The organism is Cohnella endophytica, assembly GCF_003628305.1.
Lineage (GTDB): Bacteria > Bacillota > Bacilli > Paenibacillales > Paenibacillaceae > Cohnella > Cohnella endophytica.
The window spans coordinates 141,304-160,270 of record NZ_RBZM01000009.1; the positions used below are offsets into that span (position 1 = coordinate 141,304).

20 protein-coding genes are annotated in these 18,967 nt (G+C 53.7%); 4 read left to right on the plus strand and 16 right to left on the minus strand.

All coding sequences use genetic code 11. The features are described from left to right. Positions 1-63: 63 nt before the first annotated feature. From D7Z26_RS20885 to D7Z26_RS20935, 11 genes are all read right to left on the minus strand, one after another. Positions 64-1,086, minus strand: coding sequence for an ATP-grasp domain-containing protein (locus D7Z26_RS20885; RefSeq protein WP_120978970.1), 1,023 nt, complete (start codon positions 1,084-1,086; stop codon positions 64-66). After that, complete coding sequence (locus D7Z26_RS20890; RefSeq protein ID WP_120978971.1) at positions 1,083-1,889, minus strand: HAD family hydrolase; 807 nt, start codon at positions 1,887-1,889, stop codon at positions 1,083-1,085. The genes D7Z26_RS20885 and D7Z26_RS20890 overlap by 4 nt, the downstream gene beginning before the upstream one ends. After that, complete coding sequence (locus tag D7Z26_RS20895) at positions 1,886-3,031, minus strand: cysteine protease StiP family protein (protein ID WP_120978972.1); 1,146 nt, start codon at positions 3,029-3,031, stop codon at positions 1,886-1,888. The genes D7Z26_RS20890 and D7Z26_RS20895 overlap by 4 nt, the downstream gene beginning before the upstream one ends. Next, the gene (locus tag D7Z26_RS20900; RefSeq protein ID WP_120978973.1) at positions 3,028-4,422 is read right to left on the minus strand and encodes a phosphoribosyltransferase family protein; all 1,395 of its coding nucleotides are present in this window, start codon (positions 4,420-4,422) and stop codon (positions 3,028-3,030) included. Before D7Z26_RS20900 ends, D7Z26_RS20895 begins: the two co-directional genes overlap by 4 nt. Continuing rightward, the gene (locus D7Z26_RS20905) at positions 4,361-5,569 is read right to left on the minus strand and encodes an HpcH/HpaI aldolase/citrate lyase family protein (protein ID WP_120978974.1); all 1,209 of its coding nucleotides are present in this window, start codon (positions 5,567-5,569) and stop codon (positions 4,361-4,363) included. Before D7Z26_RS20905 ends, D7Z26_RS20900 begins: the two co-directional genes overlap by 62 nt. An 89-nt stretch (positions 5,570-5,658) precedes the next feature. Further along, the gene (locus D7Z26_RS20910; RefSeq protein ID WP_120978975.1) at positions 5,659-6,471 is read right to left on the minus strand and encodes a TerC family protein; all 813 of its coding nucleotides are present in this window, start codon (positions 6,469-6,471) and stop codon (positions 5,659-5,661) included. A gap of 39 nt (positions 6,472-6,510) precedes the next feature. Further along, positions 6,511-7,767 carry a TerD family protein gene (locus tag D7Z26_RS20915; RefSeq protein WP_120978976.1) on the minus strand — a complete coding sequence of 419 codons (1,257 nt, stop codon included), beginning with the start codon at positions 7,765-7,767 and terminating at the stop codon, positions 6,511-6,513. A gap of 24 nt (positions 7,768-7,791) precedes the next feature. Next, entirely contained in the window at positions 7,792-8,373 is a 582-nt protein-coding gene (locus D7Z26_RS20920; RefSeq protein WP_120978977.1) for a TerD family protein, read from the minus strand. 13 nt (positions 8,374-8,386) lie between these two features. Further along, positions 8,387-8,962, minus strand: a complete 576-nt coding sequence (locus tag D7Z26_RS20925; protein ID WP_120978978.1) for a TerD family protein — start codon at positions 8,960-8,962, stop codon at positions 8,387-8,389. Positions 8,963-9,045: 83 nt separating this feature from the next. Further along, positions 9,046-9,621, minus strand: coding sequence for a TerD family protein (locus D7Z26_RS20930; protein WP_120978979.1), 576 nt, complete (start codon positions 9,619-9,621; stop codon positions 9,046-9,048). A gap of 48 nt (positions 9,622-9,669) precedes the next feature. Further along, positions 9,670-10,254 carry a TerD family protein gene (locus D7Z26_RS20935; RefSeq protein ID WP_120978980.1) on the minus strand — a complete coding sequence of 195 codons (585 nt, stop codon included), beginning with the start codon at positions 10,252-10,254 and terminating at the stop codon, positions 9,670-9,672. 303 nt (positions 10,255-10,557) lie between these two features. Here D7Z26_RS20935 and D7Z26_RS20940 point away from each other — a divergent pair, with 303 nt between their 5' ends. Genes D7Z26_RS20940 through D7Z26_RS20950 form a run of 3 tightly spaced genes read left to right on the plus strand, consistent with a single transcriptional unit; the run spans position 10,558 to position 13,615 of the window. Continuing rightward, complete coding sequence (locus D7Z26_RS20940) at positions 10,558-11,046, plus strand: DUF4358 domain-containing protein (protein ID WP_120978981.1); 489 nt, start codon at positions 10,558-10,560, stop codon at positions 11,044-11,046. 6 nt (positions 11,047-11,052) lie between these two features. After that, positions 11,053-12,453: an MBOAT family O-acyltransferase gene (locus D7Z26_RS20945; protein WP_120978982.1), complete on the plus strand. Its 1,401-nt coding sequence runs from the start codon at positions 11,053-11,055 to the stop codon at positions 12,451-12,453. A gap of 22 nt (positions 12,454-12,475) precedes the next feature. Next, on the plus strand, positions 12,476-13,615 hold the full coding sequence (locus D7Z26_RS20950) for a DHHW family protein (protein WP_120978983.1): 1,140 nt from the start codon (positions 12,476-12,478) through the stop codon (positions 13,613-13,615). 3 nt (positions 13,616-13,618) lie between these two features. Here D7Z26_RS20950 and D7Z26_RS20955 read toward each other — a convergent pair whose 3' ends face one another. Then, positions 13,619-14,059, minus strand: coding sequence for a hypothetical protein (locus D7Z26_RS20955; protein ID WP_147423881.1), 441 nt, complete (start codon positions 14,057-14,059; stop codon positions 13,619-13,621). Positions 14,060-14,063: 4 nt separating this feature from the next. Between D7Z26_RS20955 and D7Z26_RS20960 the strand changes: the two genes are divergently transcribed. Beyond that, the gene (locus tag D7Z26_RS20960) at positions 14,064-14,414 is read left to right on the plus strand and encodes a DUF4358 domain-containing protein (protein WP_158602387.1); all 351 of its coding nucleotides are present in this window, start codon (positions 14,064-14,066) and stop codon (positions 14,412-14,414) included. Between the two features lie 59 nt (positions 14,415-14,473). Here the strand turns inward: D7Z26_RS20960 and D7Z26_RS20965 are convergent, their stop codons facing one another. The 4 genes from D7Z26_RS20965 to D7Z26_RS20985 form a co-directional block, all read right to left on the minus strand. Further along, positions 14,474-14,950 carry a C40 family peptidase gene (locus D7Z26_RS20965; protein ID WP_120978986.1) on the minus strand — a complete coding sequence of 159 codons (477 nt, stop codon included), beginning with the start codon at positions 14,948-14,950 and terminating at the stop codon, positions 14,474-14,476. A 172-nt stretch (positions 14,951-15,122) separates the two neighbouring features. Next, the gene (locus D7Z26_RS20970) at positions 15,123-16,181 is read right to left on the minus strand and encodes a cation diffusion facilitator family transporter (protein WP_120978987.1); all 1,059 of its coding nucleotides are present in this window, start codon (positions 16,179-16,181) and stop codon (positions 15,123-15,125) included. Between the two features lie 733 nt (positions 16,182-16,914). After that, the gene (locus tag D7Z26_RS20980) at positions 16,915-18,231 is read right to left on the minus strand and encodes a sensor histidine kinase (RefSeq protein WP_120978989.1); all 1,317 of its coding nucleotides are present in this window, start codon (positions 18,229-18,231) and stop codon (positions 16,915-16,917) included. Further along, on the minus strand, positions 18,228-18,929 hold the full coding sequence (locus D7Z26_RS20985; RefSeq protein WP_120978990.1) for a response regulator transcription factor: 702 nt from the start codon (positions 18,927-18,929) through the stop codon (positions 18,228-18,230). The genes D7Z26_RS20980 and D7Z26_RS20985 overlap by 4 nt, the downstream gene beginning before the upstream one ends. Between the last annotated feature and the right edge of the window lie 38 nt (positions 18,930-18,967).

Sequence of the window (18,967 nt, forward strand, 5' to 3'; positions counted from 1 at the left end):
GAACGATCTTTTGATTTTAGTTTAGGGTTTTCGCTAGCTCCCGTCAATTATTTCGCGAACCCGTTACCTCAGATCGGCTAGCACGATAGGATGCTCGATATAACTGGCCCTGACTCCATAGCGGGGAACGGGCGTATCCGTACGCTTGCCCAGTATTTCTTGTACGGCCAAGTAAGGCATGTTCACCCCGCTTAGGCAAGTAATGTACAAACCCCCGGACATTCTCGGATTAATCTCCAATAGCTTCGGCACGCCTTTGTTGTACTTGACTTGAATGTTGTACACGTAAGGAATGCGGAACTTGTCGGCGATACCCCGGGCGATCTCCAGAAGCTCGGGAACGGCATCCAGCGTGTAGACGCGTCCGGCGGCTTTCCTCCTCGGGATAGCCGTCAGCAGTCCGCCTGCGGAATCCGCCAAGCAATCGATGGAATACTCCTCGTCCTCCAACAGCTCCATGACCATGAGCTTCGGAAACCTCTCGACCCGGGAAAGCGCGTCATAAGCCTGCTCGAAAGAAATAGATGAGCTTACGTAACCGTATAGACCGGCCAACGGATCCAGATCGTTGTCGATGATCCGGAAGCCCATGCCGCCTTCCGCGTTCGTCGGCTTGAAGCAGACGCGATGTCCTTGTTCTGCGAGTTTCTCGTATCCCGACCGGAATTGCTCCGGCGTCTCGGCCGTCTCGTATTCGGGAATCGGAACGACGTCCGAGCCTTGAAGCCGTTCGTAGAAGAGCTCTTTCTCCATCATGCTCTCCAGCAGTTCGACGTCCCGGCATACCATCACCTTCGTACCGATCGCATCGAACCGCCCGATCTCCTTCGCGATCTCCAACATCTTCAGCCGAGGGATGAACACGTCGATCTCGTTGCGGCGACAGAAGTCTAAAGCATAATCGACGTATTCCCCACCCTGCAATGACGGTTCCTGCTCCGCATGGTCGCAAGCCTGCAAGGAAAGATGGTTCACGTCCGGATGAGTTCCATAGAAGCGGAAGCTTTCTCCGTCCGGGTTATCGCGAATCATGTTCATATAGTGGTAAGCCACGGAAAACCAGCGGTTAAAATAAATGTTCGTCATATCGCCGCGCTTACCTCCATCCGTTTCAGCAACGCATTTATGATTTCTTCGGAAGCCCGGATTCCCGAGCTTTCCGTAAATCGGATATGGCCATGCGAGCCATACTTGCGATAGAGCTCGCCGTGACAAGGAGCCATAGCTTGGTCGGCGACCGCAAGCATGCATTCGTCGAGCAGGCTATCTCCGGCCGCGAACACGATCGACGAGCCGGCGAGCTCCTTTACGTAGCGGACGGCCGCGCCTTTGCTCACCGGGTCGGGAACGAGGTACAATTTGCGGCCTTGAAGCGAACTGCTCCATCCGAGGCCTTGCAGCATCGTCTCCAGTTCCGTCATGAACCCTTCTTCTAGTCGTTCCATGTCCAAGACGTAGGCGTAGAACAATTCGTCGCAATAGCTGGCCCGCAGAGCCAAACCTTCGTTGGCGAGCCCGATGAACCGCTCGGAAACCTCATCGCCGGGCGCGCAACCGTCGCGCAGTGCCGTTCGAACCTCGCGTTCCCAGTCCGCATCCGGCATGCCATCCTTCAATACCTTGCCTCCGTTGCTAACGATCGCATACCGAGGGCTAAGCCCTTCGCTAATGCCGTGAACCCTCCGATATTGCTCGTGCGTTCTCGTGGTCGCGGGTACGAAGAGCATGCGTTCGCCGAGCATCCGCAAGCTTGCGTATACGTCGCGGGTAACGAACGAATGCTCCTTCCCGTCGTAAATCTCGACGGGGACAAGCGCCGCGGGATCGATGGTCCCCATCGAGTTCCGCGAATAGATAAGCGTCCGGTCCAGATCGCAAGCGAAGATCATGAGATTACCTCTTTCAACGGTTTGATGATGCCGCAGCACGAATAAGTCAGATCCGCATATTCCTCTACGGGAACTCCGCGGTCTTTCGCGAGCAACAAAATCGGTGCCAGATTCGGATTGTTCAAGTCGTCGACGAGGATTTTCCACGGAACCCTGCGCAACAACACGCGCGTCGTCTCCCCGACTCCCGGTTTCACCAAGTTAATATCCGCGATTCCGAAATCGCTCTGAATTCTGCGGATATCTTGCTCGCCTTTCCAAGTAACGGGATCTTCCTCGCGTGCCAGCAGCGATAAAGCTTGAGCGCGCGCGGCTTCCCGCACGGATTCGAAATGCTCGGCGATCGCGTCGACGTAGCCGTTCGATAGATCTTCCTCCGCCCATTCCTTGTAATACTTGGCTCCGTGGTAATCGTTCGGTCCGATCAAGTCATCGCGAAGCACGGTGCGACTGATCAATCCCGAAACCGTGGAGTTCAAGCAGGCGCTCGGGATGAGGAAATCATCGCGTGTGCCGTAAGTCGCGGAGCAGCATCCGGGATCCGCCAGCACGGCCAGATCGTCGTTCAGCCGCACGCCGTAATCGCGCTCGAACTTGGCGCAAGCCTGGATGAGCACCTTGCGGATCGCGCCCTTGCCCGTCCAGCCGTCCACGAACTGGATGTCGGCGCCGGGGTGTTCCCGCAGCATGTATTTCAAGGCATTCTCGTCGATGCCCTTGCCGCGAATGATCGATATGCCATAATGCGGAGGATTCAAATTACTATGCGTCCGGATGTAACGCTTGATCAACACGCCGATCGGCGTTCCCGCCCTGGCAAGCGACGCGAGAACGAGGTTATCCCCTCTTCTTTTCGCCATGATCTGCTCGGCCACGACGGCGACCGCTTCGGCCACCTGTCGCGCGGTCGTTCGCAGCGTATCATGGAACAAACGGATATATTCCTCCGACGGCCGATATTCGACCGGCAACATCTCCGAGTAGTGCGTTCCGTTCTGAATCGCTTCCTCGCGGTCTTCCGTTCCTCTCTCCAAGTCGACCGAGCTCAGGTCCTTCAACAGGAAAACGACGTCCTCGCTCCGATAGCTTCCCATCGGAACCGGGGTCGCGAGAAGGTTGTTTTCTAATCGCGTTTCTTTCATGCGGTCACCTCCGAAGCGCCGTCCGCAATACCGAAGACGACCAAATGAACGACAGGTATCCCAAGACGGGAAAGTGTAGATTCGAAAGAGTCGCCTTGCGCGGCGGTATACTCCCGTTCGACGAAAACAAAGGCTTCGTCATACTGACCGGGCTCGATATTATAGACGAAATTCGGCACCTCCGCGTCGTCCACGGAATCGAAGCGATAAGCGGAGGTAATCGCGTAGCTTTCATCGCGCAATGGATGGATCGGGCTGCGGGTCGTCGACTGAAAGACGACACCTTCTCCCATTAATGCCGCGATGCGCATCGGCACGTACATAAACTCGCCCGTGCCGATGCATACGGAGCGCCGGCTAGTCCGGTGCGCGGCCAGTTCGGCCGCCGCCAGCTCGACTTCCCGCTTCAGCGAATCTCCCTCGCTTGCCTCGATACCGAATCTGCCCGTATGCCATAAGTAGGCAGGCTCGTCGTCCCCTTCCCGATGCTTGAACAACCGGGAGACGTCGAGCTTGCGGATCACGAAGTCATCTGTTACATCGGGAGCTGAATTCACTGCGGCTTTCTCCGCGACCGGGGAGCCCTTGACCTCGATAACGCCTTCCACGAGCGCCAGGCAGCGAATCCCGATACCTAGCTCCTGTTCCAGAGCCGCGAAACTTTCACGGTCTTCCGCGGATCGCCAATCCAGCAAGCTTGCCACGACGAAATCCCGATGTCCGAAAGCTTCATGCAATTCCTTGATAATGTTAAGCGACGTTCGGCCTGTCGTAATCTCATCATCAACGAGCACGACTTTGCTCGCTTTGCGGAATAGATCCTCGTCGCGGACGTAACAACGGTGAGCCGTCGCATGCGAATGCTCTTCCTCGAACTGTATGAGCGGCTCCTGTCCGCCGACCGTCTCCCGCGTCGTATGCAAGTAGGCGGCGCTCCCTTCGAAAGCTTCGAACATGCTATGTCCGAGGGCCGTCGCCGTCTCGGCGAAGCCGATGAACAAAGTCGGCTCCTCCAGCTTTATCTTGTTCGCCATTAATCGGCTATAGAGCTCGTCCGCCCGATGCCGATCGTCGATAGCCTCTTGCATCTGCTCCGCGCTCACCTCGGCTTGCCTATGAAGCACTAACCTTGAATAGAGATCGCCGAGAAGCGCGCCCGACGCCAGCGATAACGCCGGATGCACCGCGATATGCTTGCCGAGCAGCTTGCTGACGAATAAGAACGCGCGTTTCTTGTTGATTCTGGCCGCCATGCCGAACAACCGGTCCAACCCGATTCCGTACGGGTTCGCGACGACGCTCACGCCGACCTCCAGCCCGTCCGCGATCTTATACAAGCGCTCCCGTCCGCTGCTCTTCGGCGAGCAGACAGGTGAAGTTATGTTTGTCATGTAACACCCCGAACACTTTCGATCGATGAACGATCCGGTTGGACCAGTTCAGATGCGGTTTAATTTCGTTCATTTTGTTCTCGTACTCGCTTTTCATGACGCCATGTTCGCCCGTACTATTCGAGATGATGCTCATCGCGTCGATATACTCTTCGTGCGTGACGACGTACATGGCTTGAACCGGCTGCAGATGGGAAGGATGGATAATCGTCTTCCCGACGATACCGTTCTCTTTATCGTACGCGACTTCCCGGATCAATCCGTCGACGTAACGGTCGATATAGGACATGCGCAACCTCAGGCCGTCTTTGCCCATCGCTTCCGAGAACGGAGTCTGCCTCAATTGAGGCTTAAGCACCCTGTCGCTCTTGAAGTACTCCCATACCGGACCCGAGACGACGAAACGATTGTTTTCCCGTCCGAAAATATTCAGAATATCCGTCACGCAATCCCGAATGACTCCGATATCGTAGATCGTCATGTCGGGACTGCGCCGCAAGCCGAAAATACTCGAGAAATCGGTTGCCCCGATACGTACGTTAAGCACGTAGTGCTTATATTCCGTCAGCAACGCTTGAATGTCGAGTAACGTGCTCAACCGGCTCTCCCGGTAGATGACCTCCGACGTTTCCAGTATCGGCATTCCGTACAGGAGGGGCGCACCTTCGGCTCTCGTCTTGTTATATCCGTCCAGAATACGGAAGTACGCCTCCCCGCCGCTCGCCGTGAACTTCGGAAAAGCAAAGCCCGTAACGAGCGGCAACTGCTCCTCCAACTGCGAGAGCAGACGTTCGAATTGCTTTGCGGATCTTACGCGAACGAAGATCAAGGGCAAATCTTTAGCCTCCAGCGTTCCTCTATTCACGTAGACTTGCAGCTTGTCCAACGTCTCGAGGAGGCGAAGCTCCGCCAGCTCGACCTGCATATCCCCAACCGCATCCTCCAGGTCGATCACGACGGAGGCGAGGCCTTTGATTTTCCGGGCCACGATATCCTCGGCGATCGACGGCCTAGTCGCGGGCATGTACAGAGCCGCTCCTACGGCGTAGGCAAGCAGTTCCTTGTCGTCTCGGTTACTGAACTCGGTGGGGAGATAATGAAAAATCTCCCTCTCCTGCTCCGGCGTCAAATAATCGAAATACCTCACCGAATGTCACCTCCTTTGCGCGACCGCTTTACCGCAATATTTAAAAATATCCCTCACGGTTCTATGAGGGATATTCCGGTATCAAGCCGTTAAGCGGATTTCGAAGCCGATTGCTGCGACTGCGTATTTTTTCTTCTGACCGCGCTGTAGATTATCGTGCCTACGAAGATCGCGATCAACAGCGGGAAGAACACGACGTGCGGAACTTCGAAATCGAATGCTCCGGCAATCATCTTCGCGCCGATTACGACGATCAGGATGAACGCCGCTTTCTCGAGTTCCGGGAATTTCTCGATCAGCTTCAGGAACAGCTGAGCGACTCCGCGCATCATAAGCACCCCGAGAATACCTCCGAGGAACAACACCCATACTTCTTCGCTAACGCCGAACGCGGCGAGAACGCTATCGATACTGAAGGCGATATCCATCAATTCGACGGCAAGCACCGTCTTCCAGAAGCCGAGCACTTTGTTCTGGACTTCCCCGTCGCCTTCTTCTTCGCCTTTGCGGCGAATATAAGGAAGCAACGGTACGCCTCCGACCCGCATCATCGCGAACTCCAGATTGAACAAGTTGCTAAGCGCGATCCAGAGCAAGTACAGCCCGCCGGCCACCTTGATCCAGGTAATCTTGACCAAATAAGTTCCGATCCCGATCGCCAGGAACCTGAAAATATAAGCTCCGATAATTCCGTAGAATAAGGCTTTCTTTTGTTGTTGTTTCGGCAGATGCCTTACCATAACCGCCAGCACGAGCGCATTATCCGCGGAAAGCAAGCCTTCCAATACGACTAGCGTCCCGATAATGCCCCAGGTGGAAGGTTCGGCGAGAATGGACGACAAATGCTCCCAATTAAAGAAACTCGAGAAATTGTCTATGAAACTTTGAAAAAAGTCGTTCATGTTAATCCTCCTGAAGGTATAGCCAGATTTATGCAAAGTCTACTTGCGCCCTTTTACCCAGCGCAAGTTCCATTGATAGGCTTTGTCCAATTCCTGCTGGTCGTCGAAAAACCGCACCAGCCTCTCGATGCTGAACGTCTGGTCGCTAACGTTCTTAATCATCGCGATCGCGCACAGGCCCTTGCTATAGTTGTACTCGTCCATCCGGACGACGATATCCGGCCCGCCCGTTTGCTTCACGGTAACGACGGCATCCGCGTCCGACCAATTGGCGATTCCTTCGTATATGAACGCGAAGACAACGATTCTCTCGATCTCGGCTACTCTTGCTCCGTTAATGCGCAGATTCTCGCCGCCGGCCAACGCTCCCGTCCGATCGTCTCCATCCAGCGAAACGTAGGGCGCGCGTTGGAAATTGCCGAATGCGTTGCCTAGCGCCTGAACGCCGCCTTTCGAACCGTCCTTCAGTTCGAAGAGACATCCGAGATCCAGATCGATCCCCGCGGAAGTCTTGAACAATCCCCCCGGTTTCTTGCGATTCCAGTTCAGATTAATCAAGATTTCACCGAGCGAACCTCCGCTCGAATTTTTCTGCAGGTTAATGACTTCGCCTTTTTTTCGCAGTTCGATTTTGTCCAATCGAATCGGCTGTACCGGAGGGGCTTCGGCGGGAGGAGCTTGTCCCGTCGCCGACTGCTGGGAACCCGAGTGAGACGACCGCTCTTCTTCCCGCACGTCGATGCCGAAGCTTGCGCATAAAGCAGCCAAACCTCCGGAATAGCCGGATCCGATCGCGCTGACTTTCCATTCCCCGTTGTGCCGATATATTTCTCCGACGACGATCGCCGTCTCGACGGGGAATTCGTTGCCTAGGGAATACCTAACAAGCTCCTTGCCCGCAGCCTCGTCGACAACCCTAATGTAGGCATCCTTCGCGAGCGAGAAATTCTGCTTGCGCTTCACTCCTTCATGAATCGTGAGGGAGAAAGCGATTCGTTGTATTTCCTTGGGTATATCGTTAAGCCGTATATCGACTTGCTCGCGATCCGTCCGACCTTCGTATTCCTTCCCCTTATCGCCTGACAGTACGACCGCGCCGCCGGCGCCGGAAGGATTGGAATAGAAGATCAGATCGTGATCGGAGCTTACTTTCCCGTTCGCTTGCAGCAAGAATGCCGAGAAATCCACGTCGACCCCGGAGCTCGGCTGCCACCCCATGCCGACGATAACGCGGTTAAGCGAGGGAACATTTTTGGTTAGATCCGCTTTCTGGCCTTTAACTAACGACAGTGTCATTCCTCGACAGCCTCCGTAGTTCGGTTACTTGGCATCAAGCCCGTAATTTCTCGCTAGCGCCGACAGCCCTCCGGAGAAGCCCGAACCTACGGCTTGGAACTTCCACTCGCCGCCATTGCGATACAATTCGCAGACGACGATCGCCGTCTCGACGGAGAAATCCTCGCCCAGGTCGTAACGGAGAATTTCGAAGCCCGTATGCTCGTCCACCAGGCGAACGAACGCGTTAGCCACTTGACCGAAATTTTGTTGGCGCGCGTCGGCGTCGTGAATCGTTACCGTAATTCCAATGCGATGGATGCTCTCTGGAATTTTCGAGAAATCCAGCTTGATCTGTTCGTCGTCCCCGTCGCCTTCCCCGTCGCGATTGTCTCCAGTGTGAACGACCGCGCCGCCGTAGACGGTCAGATTATTGTAGAATACGAAGTCCTCGATGCCGCTGGCTTTGCCGTTCTCGCGAAGCAAGAACGCGGACGCGTCCAAATCGAATTCCTGGCCTCCGGAGTATTTGTTCGTATCCCAGCCGAGTCCGATAATCGCGTTCTTAAGCGACGGATTCGTCTTGGTAAGATCGATTCTTTGGCCTTTGGATAAACTAATCGTCATGAGTTGTTCCTCCTTATACTTGAACGCCGTAATCGCGGCATAAGCCCGCAAGACCGTCCCGATATCCGCTTCCTACCGCGCTGAATTTCCATTCTCCGTTATAGCGGTACAGCTCCGCCACGACTACGGCCGTCTCGATAGAGAAATCTTCGCCCAAGTCGTAACGAATCAACTCCGCGCCGGAGTCCGATAGAACCCGCGCGAACGCGTTGGCGACTTGCCCGAAGTTCTGGTTGCGGGATGCCGCGTCGTGAATCGTGATGCAGAAGGCGACTTTCTGAATGTCGGCGGGAATCAGACTTAGATCGATCGTTAACGTCTCGTCGTCTCCCTCGCCTTCTCCGGTTTGGTTATCACCGGAGGTCTGAATCGCTCCGTTAACGCTGCTTCTGTTGTTGTAAAATATGAAATCCCGTTCGGAGTTCACTTTACCGCTCGCGTTCAGGCAGAACGCGGACGCGTCGAGGTCGAACGAGCTTCCTCCGTCGTATTTATTCGTGTCCCAACCTAAGCCTACTTTGACTTTGGAGAGTCCTGGATTGGATTTGGTCAGATCTACTTTCTGGCCTTTGGACAAGTTAACCGCCACGCTCGGGGCCTCCTTCGCAATTAAAAAAAGGGAACCGCAATGTGACAAAAAAGCGGTCCCTTCCTAGTCAGGACTTCAATGCCTTACATCAATCCGTAATCTTTGCACAACCCGGCGAGTCCGTCGCGATAGCCGCTGCCGATCGCGTTGAATTTCCATTCGCCGCCGTTACGGTACAATTCGCCGACGACAAGCGCCGTTTCGACGGAGAAGTCTTCCCCGAGGTCGTAACGGATTAACTCGGCGCCGGAGTCCTCGCTTACGATACGTACGAACGCGTTCGACACTTGTCCGAAATTTTGCGCTCTTTCGGCAGCTTCGTGAATCGTGATGCAGAAGGCGATCTTTTCTACTTCGGCAGGCACGTTAGCCAGGTTTACTTTCAATTGCTCGTCGTCTCCGTCGCCTTCGCCCGTCAGATTGTCGCCCGTATGCTCAATCGACCCGTTCGTGTTTTTCAAATTGTTGTAGAAAATAAAGTCTTTCTCGGAGCCTGCTTTGCCGGATGCATTCAGGCAGAATGCGGACGCGTCGAGGTCAAAAGCTTTGCCTCCGTCGTATTTGTTCGTGTCCCAACCGAGTCCGATTAGCACTTTCGTAAGTCCCGGGTTCGTTTTCGTCAAATCGATTTTCTGGCCTTTGGATAAGCTGATCGACATTGTGGAATCCTCTTTTCGTTTATAGGTTATCAATCAATCTCTTAACTATTATTGATAGGTGCGAGCCAGTAAATCCACGTGGGCGGCGTTCGTTCCCTCGCCGATAGCGTTGAACTTCCACTCGCCGTTGTAACGGTAAATTTCACCGACGATCAGCGCCGTCTTGCCGGAATAGTTTTCCGTCAAGTTGAAACGAACCAGCTCTTGCTCGTTCGTCTGGTTCAGCACGCGGATGTAAGCATCCGAGATCATGCCGAAATCCTGCTTGCGGTTAATGCAGTCGTAGATATTCACGACTACCAGGATTTTGTGAATGTTCGAGGGAACGCGGACGAGGTCGATGCGGATTTGCTCGTCGTCCCCTTCTCCTTCGCCCGTGCGGTTGTCTCCGGAATGAACGACGGACCCGTCCGGACTTTTCAGGTTATGAAAGCAAACGAGGTTTTTCCCTTGAAGTTTGCCGTTCTCGTCCAGCAGAAGAGCCGACGCATCGCAGTCAATGTCTATTTTCTTGGAGCCGAAAAAGCGTTTCTTCTCTACCGGACTCCACCCAAGGCCTACAACGATGTTGCTCAGCCCGGCATTGCCTTTCGTAAGATCGATTTTCTGACCTTTTACTAGAGATATCGTCATTTCAATGGGAGCTCCCTTCCGTATCGCCAACTATTATTTCGAGCGTTCACTACCTGATTTACGGGCAATTCGCCAAAAAGTTTCAAATCGCGAACGCTAACTAAATTATAATCTAATTTCGCCCGTCTATCGAGTCGCCATACATTAATTTCCTATAAAATCGAATTAAAGAAATCTTTCTCTGCAATCTAGCGACAATATCTGGGAATCGAACGTTAGCTGTAACCTTATCGTCCTTTCTTGCGTCAGTACCCTTGTCGAATTCGTCAGACGACTACACAACTTCAAGGAGAGTGCGACAAGATGAAAAAGGGAACTGTTTTAATATTGCTAACCGTCATGTTGAGTCTAGCGCTTAGCGCTTGCTCTAACAATACGAAACAATCTTCCATCGAAGCCAAGGTTGCCCCCAAGGAAATGGCCGATCAAATCCTCAAGCAAATCGAACAGCCCATGTTGATGGAATTGGAAGACGAAATGATTCAGAAGCTGTATCACTTGGATCCCGCCCTGTTGGAGCAACATACGATTCGCGTTCCCCTTATGAACGTGAAGACGAACGAGATCGCAATCCTGAAAGCGAAAGACGCGAAGGATATCCCTGTTATCGAAACGGCAATTAAGCAGCGAGCTGCCGACGTCCAGAAGCAATTCGAGACTTACTTGCCCGACCAGTACGAGAACGCCAAAAATTACAAGCTCGTGGTCAAAGGCAACTACGTATTGTTCGTTATTTCGGAGAGAGCGGACGATATCGTCAAAGCTTACGACGCATTCTTCGAAGCGCAATAATCGGCCATGGTATTCAGCAGCCTGCTTTTTCTTTTCCTATTCCTGCCGGCCGTATTGCTGCTGTACTGGCTTTCGCCCCGCAGGCTGAAAAATCTCGTTCTCTTCCTGACGAGTCTCGCGTTCTACGCGTGGGGCGAACCGGTCTATATCGTCATCATGCTGATTTCCACGGTAACGGATTTTAGTTTCGGGTTAATGCTAAGCAACCCTCGCTTCGGTCAAACAAGCCGAAGGTGGATCGTCGTCTCGTCCGTCATTGTCAACCTGGGATTGCTGTCTTACTTCAAGTACGCGGATTTCCTGATCGTCAACGTGAACGATCTGCTCGGAACGAGCATTCCGTTGACGGAACTCGCACTGCCGATCGGCATCTCGTTCTATACGTTCCAATCGATGTCTTACATTATCGACGTATACCGGGGAACGGCGAAGGCGCAGCGCAATTGGATCGACTTTGGCGCGTTCGTCGCCCTCTTTCCGCAGCTGGTCGCCGGCCCGATCGTGCAATACAACACGCTCGCGGAACAGCTTCGCAACCGTAAAGTCACGCTGGAGATGTTCGCGGAAGGCGTGCGCAGGTTCATTATCGGTTTAGCCAAGAAGGTGCTGCTCGCGAACAATATCGGATTGCTCTGGCATTCGATATCGGGCACCGATGCCGGAACCCTTTCCGTGTTGACGGCATGGCTAGGGATCGTCGCTTTCGCCTTCCAGATCTATTTCGATTTCAGCGGTTACTCGGATATGGCGATCGGGCTCGGGCTCATGTTCGGCTTCCGGTTTAACGAAAACTTCAACAAGCCGTATACGGCCCAGAGCATTACCGATTTCTGGCGAAGATGGCATATTTCGCTCGGCAGCTGGTTCCGGGATTACGTGTACATCCCTCTCGGCGGAAACCGCAAGGGGTTCGGCAAGCAGCTCCGCAACATCTTGATCGTCTGGATCCTAACGGGCATCTGGCACGGCGCGAGCTGGAATTTCATGCTGTGGGGCTTGTACTTCGGCGTTATTCTCATCTTCGAGAAATGGACGGGTCTCCGTCTGCTGGCGAAAGCGCCGCGTTGGGTCAGGCACGTCTACGCCTCCGTGCTCATCCTGATCGGCTGGGTATTATTCGCCTTCGACGAGCTTCCTCGCGTCGGCGGTTACTTGAAAGCGATGTTCGGGCTGAACGGCCGGCCCCTATGGGATGACCAATCGTTGTATTACGGATACACGAACGTGATTCTGCTCGTCCTGCTCGTTACCGCATCCATAGCTTGGACTCGACGTCGTTCCGCGGAAGGAGAATCCGGTAGCATGCGCGGGCTGCTCAATCTCGCTTGGTGCGCCGTTCTGTTCTTTATTTCGGTGTCTTATCTGGTCGACGCGACGTTTAACCCATTCTTGTATTTCCGTTTCTGACGGCGAAGGAGGTACGGACATTGTGAAACAAACAGCGGATCGTCTGCTCGCCGGAGGGTTCGTAGCGACGCTGTTCCTCTTGTCGCTGACGTTCTTCCTGCTGCCGGCCGGGAAATTCTCCGAACTGGAAAACCGTTATCTGCAATCCGCCCCGCATTTCACTTGGGACGATCTGATCTCCAAAAATTTCGCGAACGAGACGGAGAGCTACGTCACGGATCACTTTCCTTATCGCGCGGATTGGATCTGGTCGAAGTCCTTCATGGAGCAGCTTCGGCTTCAACAGGAGAACAACGGCATATACAACGGCAAGGACGGTTACTTATTCGAGAAGTTCGCCGAGCCCGATTACTTAGCGGTGGAGCATTATGCCGATGCCGTCAACAATTTCGCGCAGAAGCATCCGGACGCCAATATGACGTTCATGCTCGTTCCCACCTCCATCGGGATGTATCCGGAGAGGTTACCGTGGAAGGCTCCCTTCTACCCCGAATCGGACGTAAACGACTTCGTCGCCGATCGTACGCAAGCCGGTAATCTAACGTTCATGGACGGTTTCGATATTTTGCGCCCGCACGCCTCGGAATCGATCTACTATCGTACCGACCATCACTGGACGACGCGCGGCGCTTATTACGCTTACGTCGCTTATGCGGAGAAAATGGGATGGAAGCCGCTCGGAGAGAACGATTTCGCGATTACCGACGTGAGCGACACTTTCTTGGGCAGCTACCATACCCGCGGTCAATTCAGCGGCGTGAAGCCGGACACGATTCAATCCTTCGTTCCGAAGAACGCCGTACATACCGAAGCGTACGTCGCGGATACGGATTCGAAGCTAGACGGCCTTTACGACGACAGTTTCCTGCAAAAGAAAGACCAGTATTCTTATTTCCTGGGCGGAGTGCATGCTCTGATGACTTTGAAAAGCGATCTCGCTCACGCGGATCTGGACAAGCTTCTCATCGTCAAAGATTCCTACGCCCACAGCTTTATCCCTTTCCTGACGCAGCACGTGAAGGAGATCCACGTCATCGACGTGCGGTATTACAACGGCAGCATCGGGGACTACATGAAGGAAAACGGAATCAAGGAAGCGTTGTTGCTGTTCAACACCGCTACCTTCGTCGGCAACGGCGAAATCACGAAGCTAAGCAATTAAAAATCAACCCGACAACGAGGAGAACATCACAATGAAAAAACGCGCCATCGTACTTCTATTAACGACGATCATCATGGGAAGCGTGCTAAGCGCATGCGGCAGCAACAACAACAACAATAATAATAATGCGACACCGCCTTCTCCGTCGGCATCGAGCTCCGCGAGCCAAAGCGCGGAATCAAGCCCTAGCGCCAGCCCTAGCGATGAGGCAAGCGCTAGCCCCGAAGCTAGCCCGAGCGCGGATGCGAGCCCTAGCGCGGATGCCAGCGCCAGCCCAAGCAAGTCGCCGGAACCAAGCAAGTCGCCTGCGCCGAGCAAGACGCCCGCACCAAGCAAAACTCCTGCCCCGAGCAAAACCCCTGCTCCTAGCAAAAAGCCGGCCGAACCGACGCCGAGCAAATCGCCCGAGCCTGCCGCGAACGACATCGTCGAAAGCATGCTCAAGGCCGTGGAACAACCCAAACTGATGGAGATGGGCGCGGATCAATTCAAAGAATCTTACGGAATCGATACGTCTCTTCTATCCGAATACACCGTCCGCATGCCGCTCATGAACGTCAAGACGAACGAGATCGCGATCTTTAAGGTCAAAGACGCCAAGAAAATCGATACCGTCAAGAAAGGCATCGTGAAACGGGCGGAAGCCGTGCAGAAGCAATTCGAAACCTATTTACCCGATCAATACGAGAATGCCAAAAACTATAAAATCGTCGTCAAAGGCAACTACGTGCTGTTCCTGATTTCGGAGAGCGCGAGCGATCTGGAGAAAGCATTCACTGCCGCTTTCGATAAGAAGTAAAGCAACAAAAAAACGGTCGGTCAAGGATAGCTCCCTTGACCGACCGTTTATTTCTTTTCCTATAGAACGCGTCGAGCCCATACGTAAGCATTTTTCCAATAGCTCGAATTCATGTTCGCCAAGGTGACTCCTTGGCTGCTGCTCGCGTGAAGGATCATGCCGCTTCCCGCGTAGATCGCCACGTGGCTGATGCTACCGCCTACGGTTCTGAAGAAAACGAGATCTCCGACGCTGAGATAGGCTTTATCCACTTTCTCGCCGGTATAGGCTTGCGAGATCGATGTCCGAGGAAGATCGATTCCCATTTGACTAAATACGTATTGGACGTATGATGAGCAGTCGAAAGCATATGTAATGCCTGCCGGCGCTCCGAAACGGTATGGCGTGCCGATATGTTCCTTGCCGAGAGAGATAAGATTCAGCGATTCCTGAGTGGCCGCGCTTGCCTTCGGCGCCGGTCCGGCCATCGATCCGAACAATCCCGTCGCGATGATGCTACAAGCTAGTACGATTTTCATCGTTAATTTCTTTTTCATAGTCGGTAGTTCCTCCCGGCTGCTCTGGTTGTTATCGAATCTTGCTGACGGGATTTACTATAACACATCCGTTTTTTCCGAAACTTTTCCAAGGAGAACGCGGAAGCTTTGGCTATCGCTTATTTATGGCTTTCTTAGAAAATAGTTAGAAATCGTTAATGTTAGCAACCCGCTATACTTTCAGATCGGAATGCCGGATGCCGGAAGTCTCGATCTGAATGGTAGCATGCTGAATCTGAAATTTCTCTTCCAACATTCGTATGGCTTGCTGAAGCACATGTTGCGGGTCGGCCTCGTCCTTGACGAGCAGATGGCAGCTCATAGAATCCAGCCCCGACGTGATCGTCCAGATGTGCAGATCGTGAACGTCGACGACATCCGAAATATCGGCTAGCGCCGCGTGGACTTCCCCTTGGTCGATGTTGGGCGGTGTCCCCTCCATCAGAACGTGAACCGTATGAACGACGACTCCCCATGCGCTGCGCAAAATAAGGACCGATACGAGCACGCTGATAATCGGATCCGCCAAGTACCAGTCCGTAGCCAACATGATAATTCCCGCCCCTACCGCTCCTACGGAACCAAGAGCATCGCCGAGCACGTGAAGGTAGGCGCTGCGCAGATTGATGTTGTTTTTGACGTCGCCTTGCTTGAGCAAAGCAAGTGCGCTTAACAAGTTCGCGATTAACCCGACGGATGCGATCAGGATCATCGAGAGGCTCGACACTTCAGGCGGGGCGGCGAATCTGCGTATGGCCTCCCATAGGATGAAGCCAGCGACGACGAACAGCGTTACGCCGTTAAAGAGCGCGGCGAGAATCTCGAAGCGGTGGAAGCCGTAGGTTTTGCGGGGAGAGGCCGGCTTGGCCGCGAACCAGATGGCGACGAGGCTGAGCACAAGCGAGCTCGCGTCGCTCAGCATGTGGCCGGCGTCGGATAACAGCGCCAAGCTGTTCGTGACGAGTCCGCCGACGAACTCCAGCACCATGATGCAAGCGGTAATGGCGAGAGCGATCATCAAGCCGCGTTTGTTGCCTTCGCGCGCGCCATCGTGATGGTGGTGACCGCCGTGGCCATGGTGATGATGGCCGTGGCCGTGGTGGGTGTGAGGGGAATGGGAATGGCGGGCGTCGCTGTGTCCGCATTCTGCATGGTCAGGGCTATGTTGGGAATGGACGCGTTCGGATACTTCGTTATATTTTTTGTTGCTAGGCTCATGTTTATCGGTCATATCGCTTACCCTCGCTTTTATATATGAATATATGCTCATATATAGTATTATGTAAAAAGCACGAAGATGTCAATAACATTCCCATATTTCGCCGAAAAACGATGCTAAGTTAAAAGGCCATTCCTTTTTCGGCTTACATACCAAGAATGATGGATGCAACCTGTATTCACTACAGTGGAATACTCGTCATTCCTACAATATTAGTTCTCAACCTGCATTTACTACATTTGTTTAGACGATATTTGCTCCTCTCCGCCAATTTCGGCAGAATCACATGCACTTTCTGCAGGTTGTCTCGCAAAAACAATTATTCCCGGTCATCCCACTATACTTAATGCAGTCTGGCGCGCGAAAAGTGATCTGCTATTGGATGGTCTGTGATTGAACATGAACGTAAAAAAGTCCCATTCTCGGAAGAGAAGGGGATTACTTGATTCGCTCGCAATGAGCCCGAAATGCACCTGTTTAACGTACCTCACACCTTATTTCCTACATTTGCAAGACTGCTGTTTTTCTCGCTGGAAACTGACAATCGATATTGCCCCAGGGTCATTCTCGATTTGCTTCTGAAAGCATTCGAGAAATGATGAATATCGGCAAACACGCAATATTCCGCGATTCGTTCCTGCGGCAAATCGGTCGTGAAGAGCATTTCGCGGGCATGGGCGGGAGGACTCTTCTGCATAGAGCTCGGAATTCGGGGCATGCCGGCCGATCCGTACAAAGGTTAGACCTAATAAAGACCCCTGTAAGCCTTGACCAAAATGAATTTCGCCCCGCCCGATTCCGCGGGTTCGTACTTGAGTTCGGCTTGCATGCTTTCCGCGATTCGCCGGCAAATGGATAACCCCAATCCGGTTTGTCCGCCCTCTCCTTTGAAGTAACGTTCGAAGATCCGGTCCCGCAATTGTTCGGGAACCCCCTCGCCGTCGTCCTCTACCGAGAGAAACCATCCCTCGCGATCGTATCCGTAACGAATGCGAACTTCCGTCTTCGCATAGCGTATTCCGTTCTGCACGAGATTGATGAGCAATTGAAACAGTTGCTCGGCGGGAACGGTAACGAGCGTTTTCTCGTTGTTCCATAAGATCGCGACGCCTCGTTCCGCCGCGCTCGCCGCCAGTAAATCGTTCGTCTGCGCCGCCATTTCGTTCAGATCGACCGTCTGATCCTCCTGCGGCAAATCCGGGCTTTCAAGCCTCGTGAGCTCCAAAAGCCGATCGACCATCCGAACGAGTCGGTACGACTCCTCCGTAATGATCGCAAGTCCCTTATCCTGGGTCACGACCTGGTCCCTGATGGCGTTCGCGTAGCCTTGAATCGACATTAACGGGGTACGAAGCTCGTGCGAAACATGCTGCAAAAATTCGATCTGGTTCTCGTGATGATTGCGAATGCGCCCGGACATCGATTGGAGCGTATGCATCAGATCGTCGATTTCCGTCGCGCCGACCTTCGAGACCGGCAAGACGCCCCGTTTAGGGTCGTATCGGTTGACGGCTTCCTTCAGTTTCGCGATCGGCCTCGTAATTCGCCAAATAAAAAGAAATCCGATCACATACAAAATCAAGCCGCTCACGGCAATCGACGCGAACACGATGCGAAGCGCTTCGCGGAACATGCGTTTCAAGAGCCTCTCCGGCGCGTAAAGCACGACCGTATAGCCTTCCATCGTCTGGGATACGTACCTGACTTTATAACCGTGCAGCGTCGCCGTACCGTTCTCCGTCTTCAGCCGGATCGGGGGCGGACGATCGACGAGTCTGTCGTGGCTCGCCGCGACGACTTTGCCGGAAGCATCGACGATATAGAATTCGGCGTTGAACTGATGGTTCTTGAACCGCAACGGCAAATCGCTCGGCTCCAAGTCGTCGGGACTGCCGCCGTCGAGTATGCCGACCGCGTTATCCAGTTGAAGAAGCAACTGGTTTTTGGCTTGGTCAACGAGCATCCGGTAGACAATGCTGGAGCAAAACCCGAACGTGACGATAACCGTGAACAGCATGACCAGCGCCATGGACAGCAAAATCCGGGCTCGCAGCGACCTCATCGCGGATCTGCCGCGGCTTTATAGCCGTAGCCCCATACCGTATCGATGCTGAAGCCCACCCCGCGCTCCTGTATTTTTTTGCGGAGCCGCTTCACCAGCTCGTCGACGACGCGCTCGTCCCCCAGAAAATCGTAATCCCACACTTGCCGGATTAACTGCTCCCTGCTGTAAGGCCGATTCGGATTTCTCGCGAAATGAAGCAACAACTCGAACTCTCGGAAAGTGAGCGAGAGCTCAGGCCCGTGATCGACGACCGCTTTGCGGTATTCCGGCGAGATGGACAAATTGCCGATCCGGATCGACGGTTGCAAAGCCTCGGGCCGCGCGTTCTTGTGCGCTTCGACAAGCCGGATCATCGCTTTCACCCGGCCAACCAGTTCCCGAGGATGGAACGGCTTGCCGAGAAAATCGTTGCAACCGAGCTCAAGCCCCAGAATGCGGTCCATTTCCTCTCCTCTCGCCGACACCATCACGATCGGCATCTCGCTGAAGCTTCGGATGAGAGTGAGCAGCTGCAGGCCGTTGATCCCGGGCATCATAATATCTAAAATGAGGCAATCCGGGTCTTCCTCCCGGACCTTATCGACAAGCCCGTCCCCGCTTGCGAAATCCAGAACCTCATGGCCGTCCTTCTTCAAATATTCCGAGATTAACTGGCGAATATTATGATCGTCGTCCACGACGAAAATACGCGACATATCCCGCCCCCCAATCACGCTTAATGTGCTTGTATAGC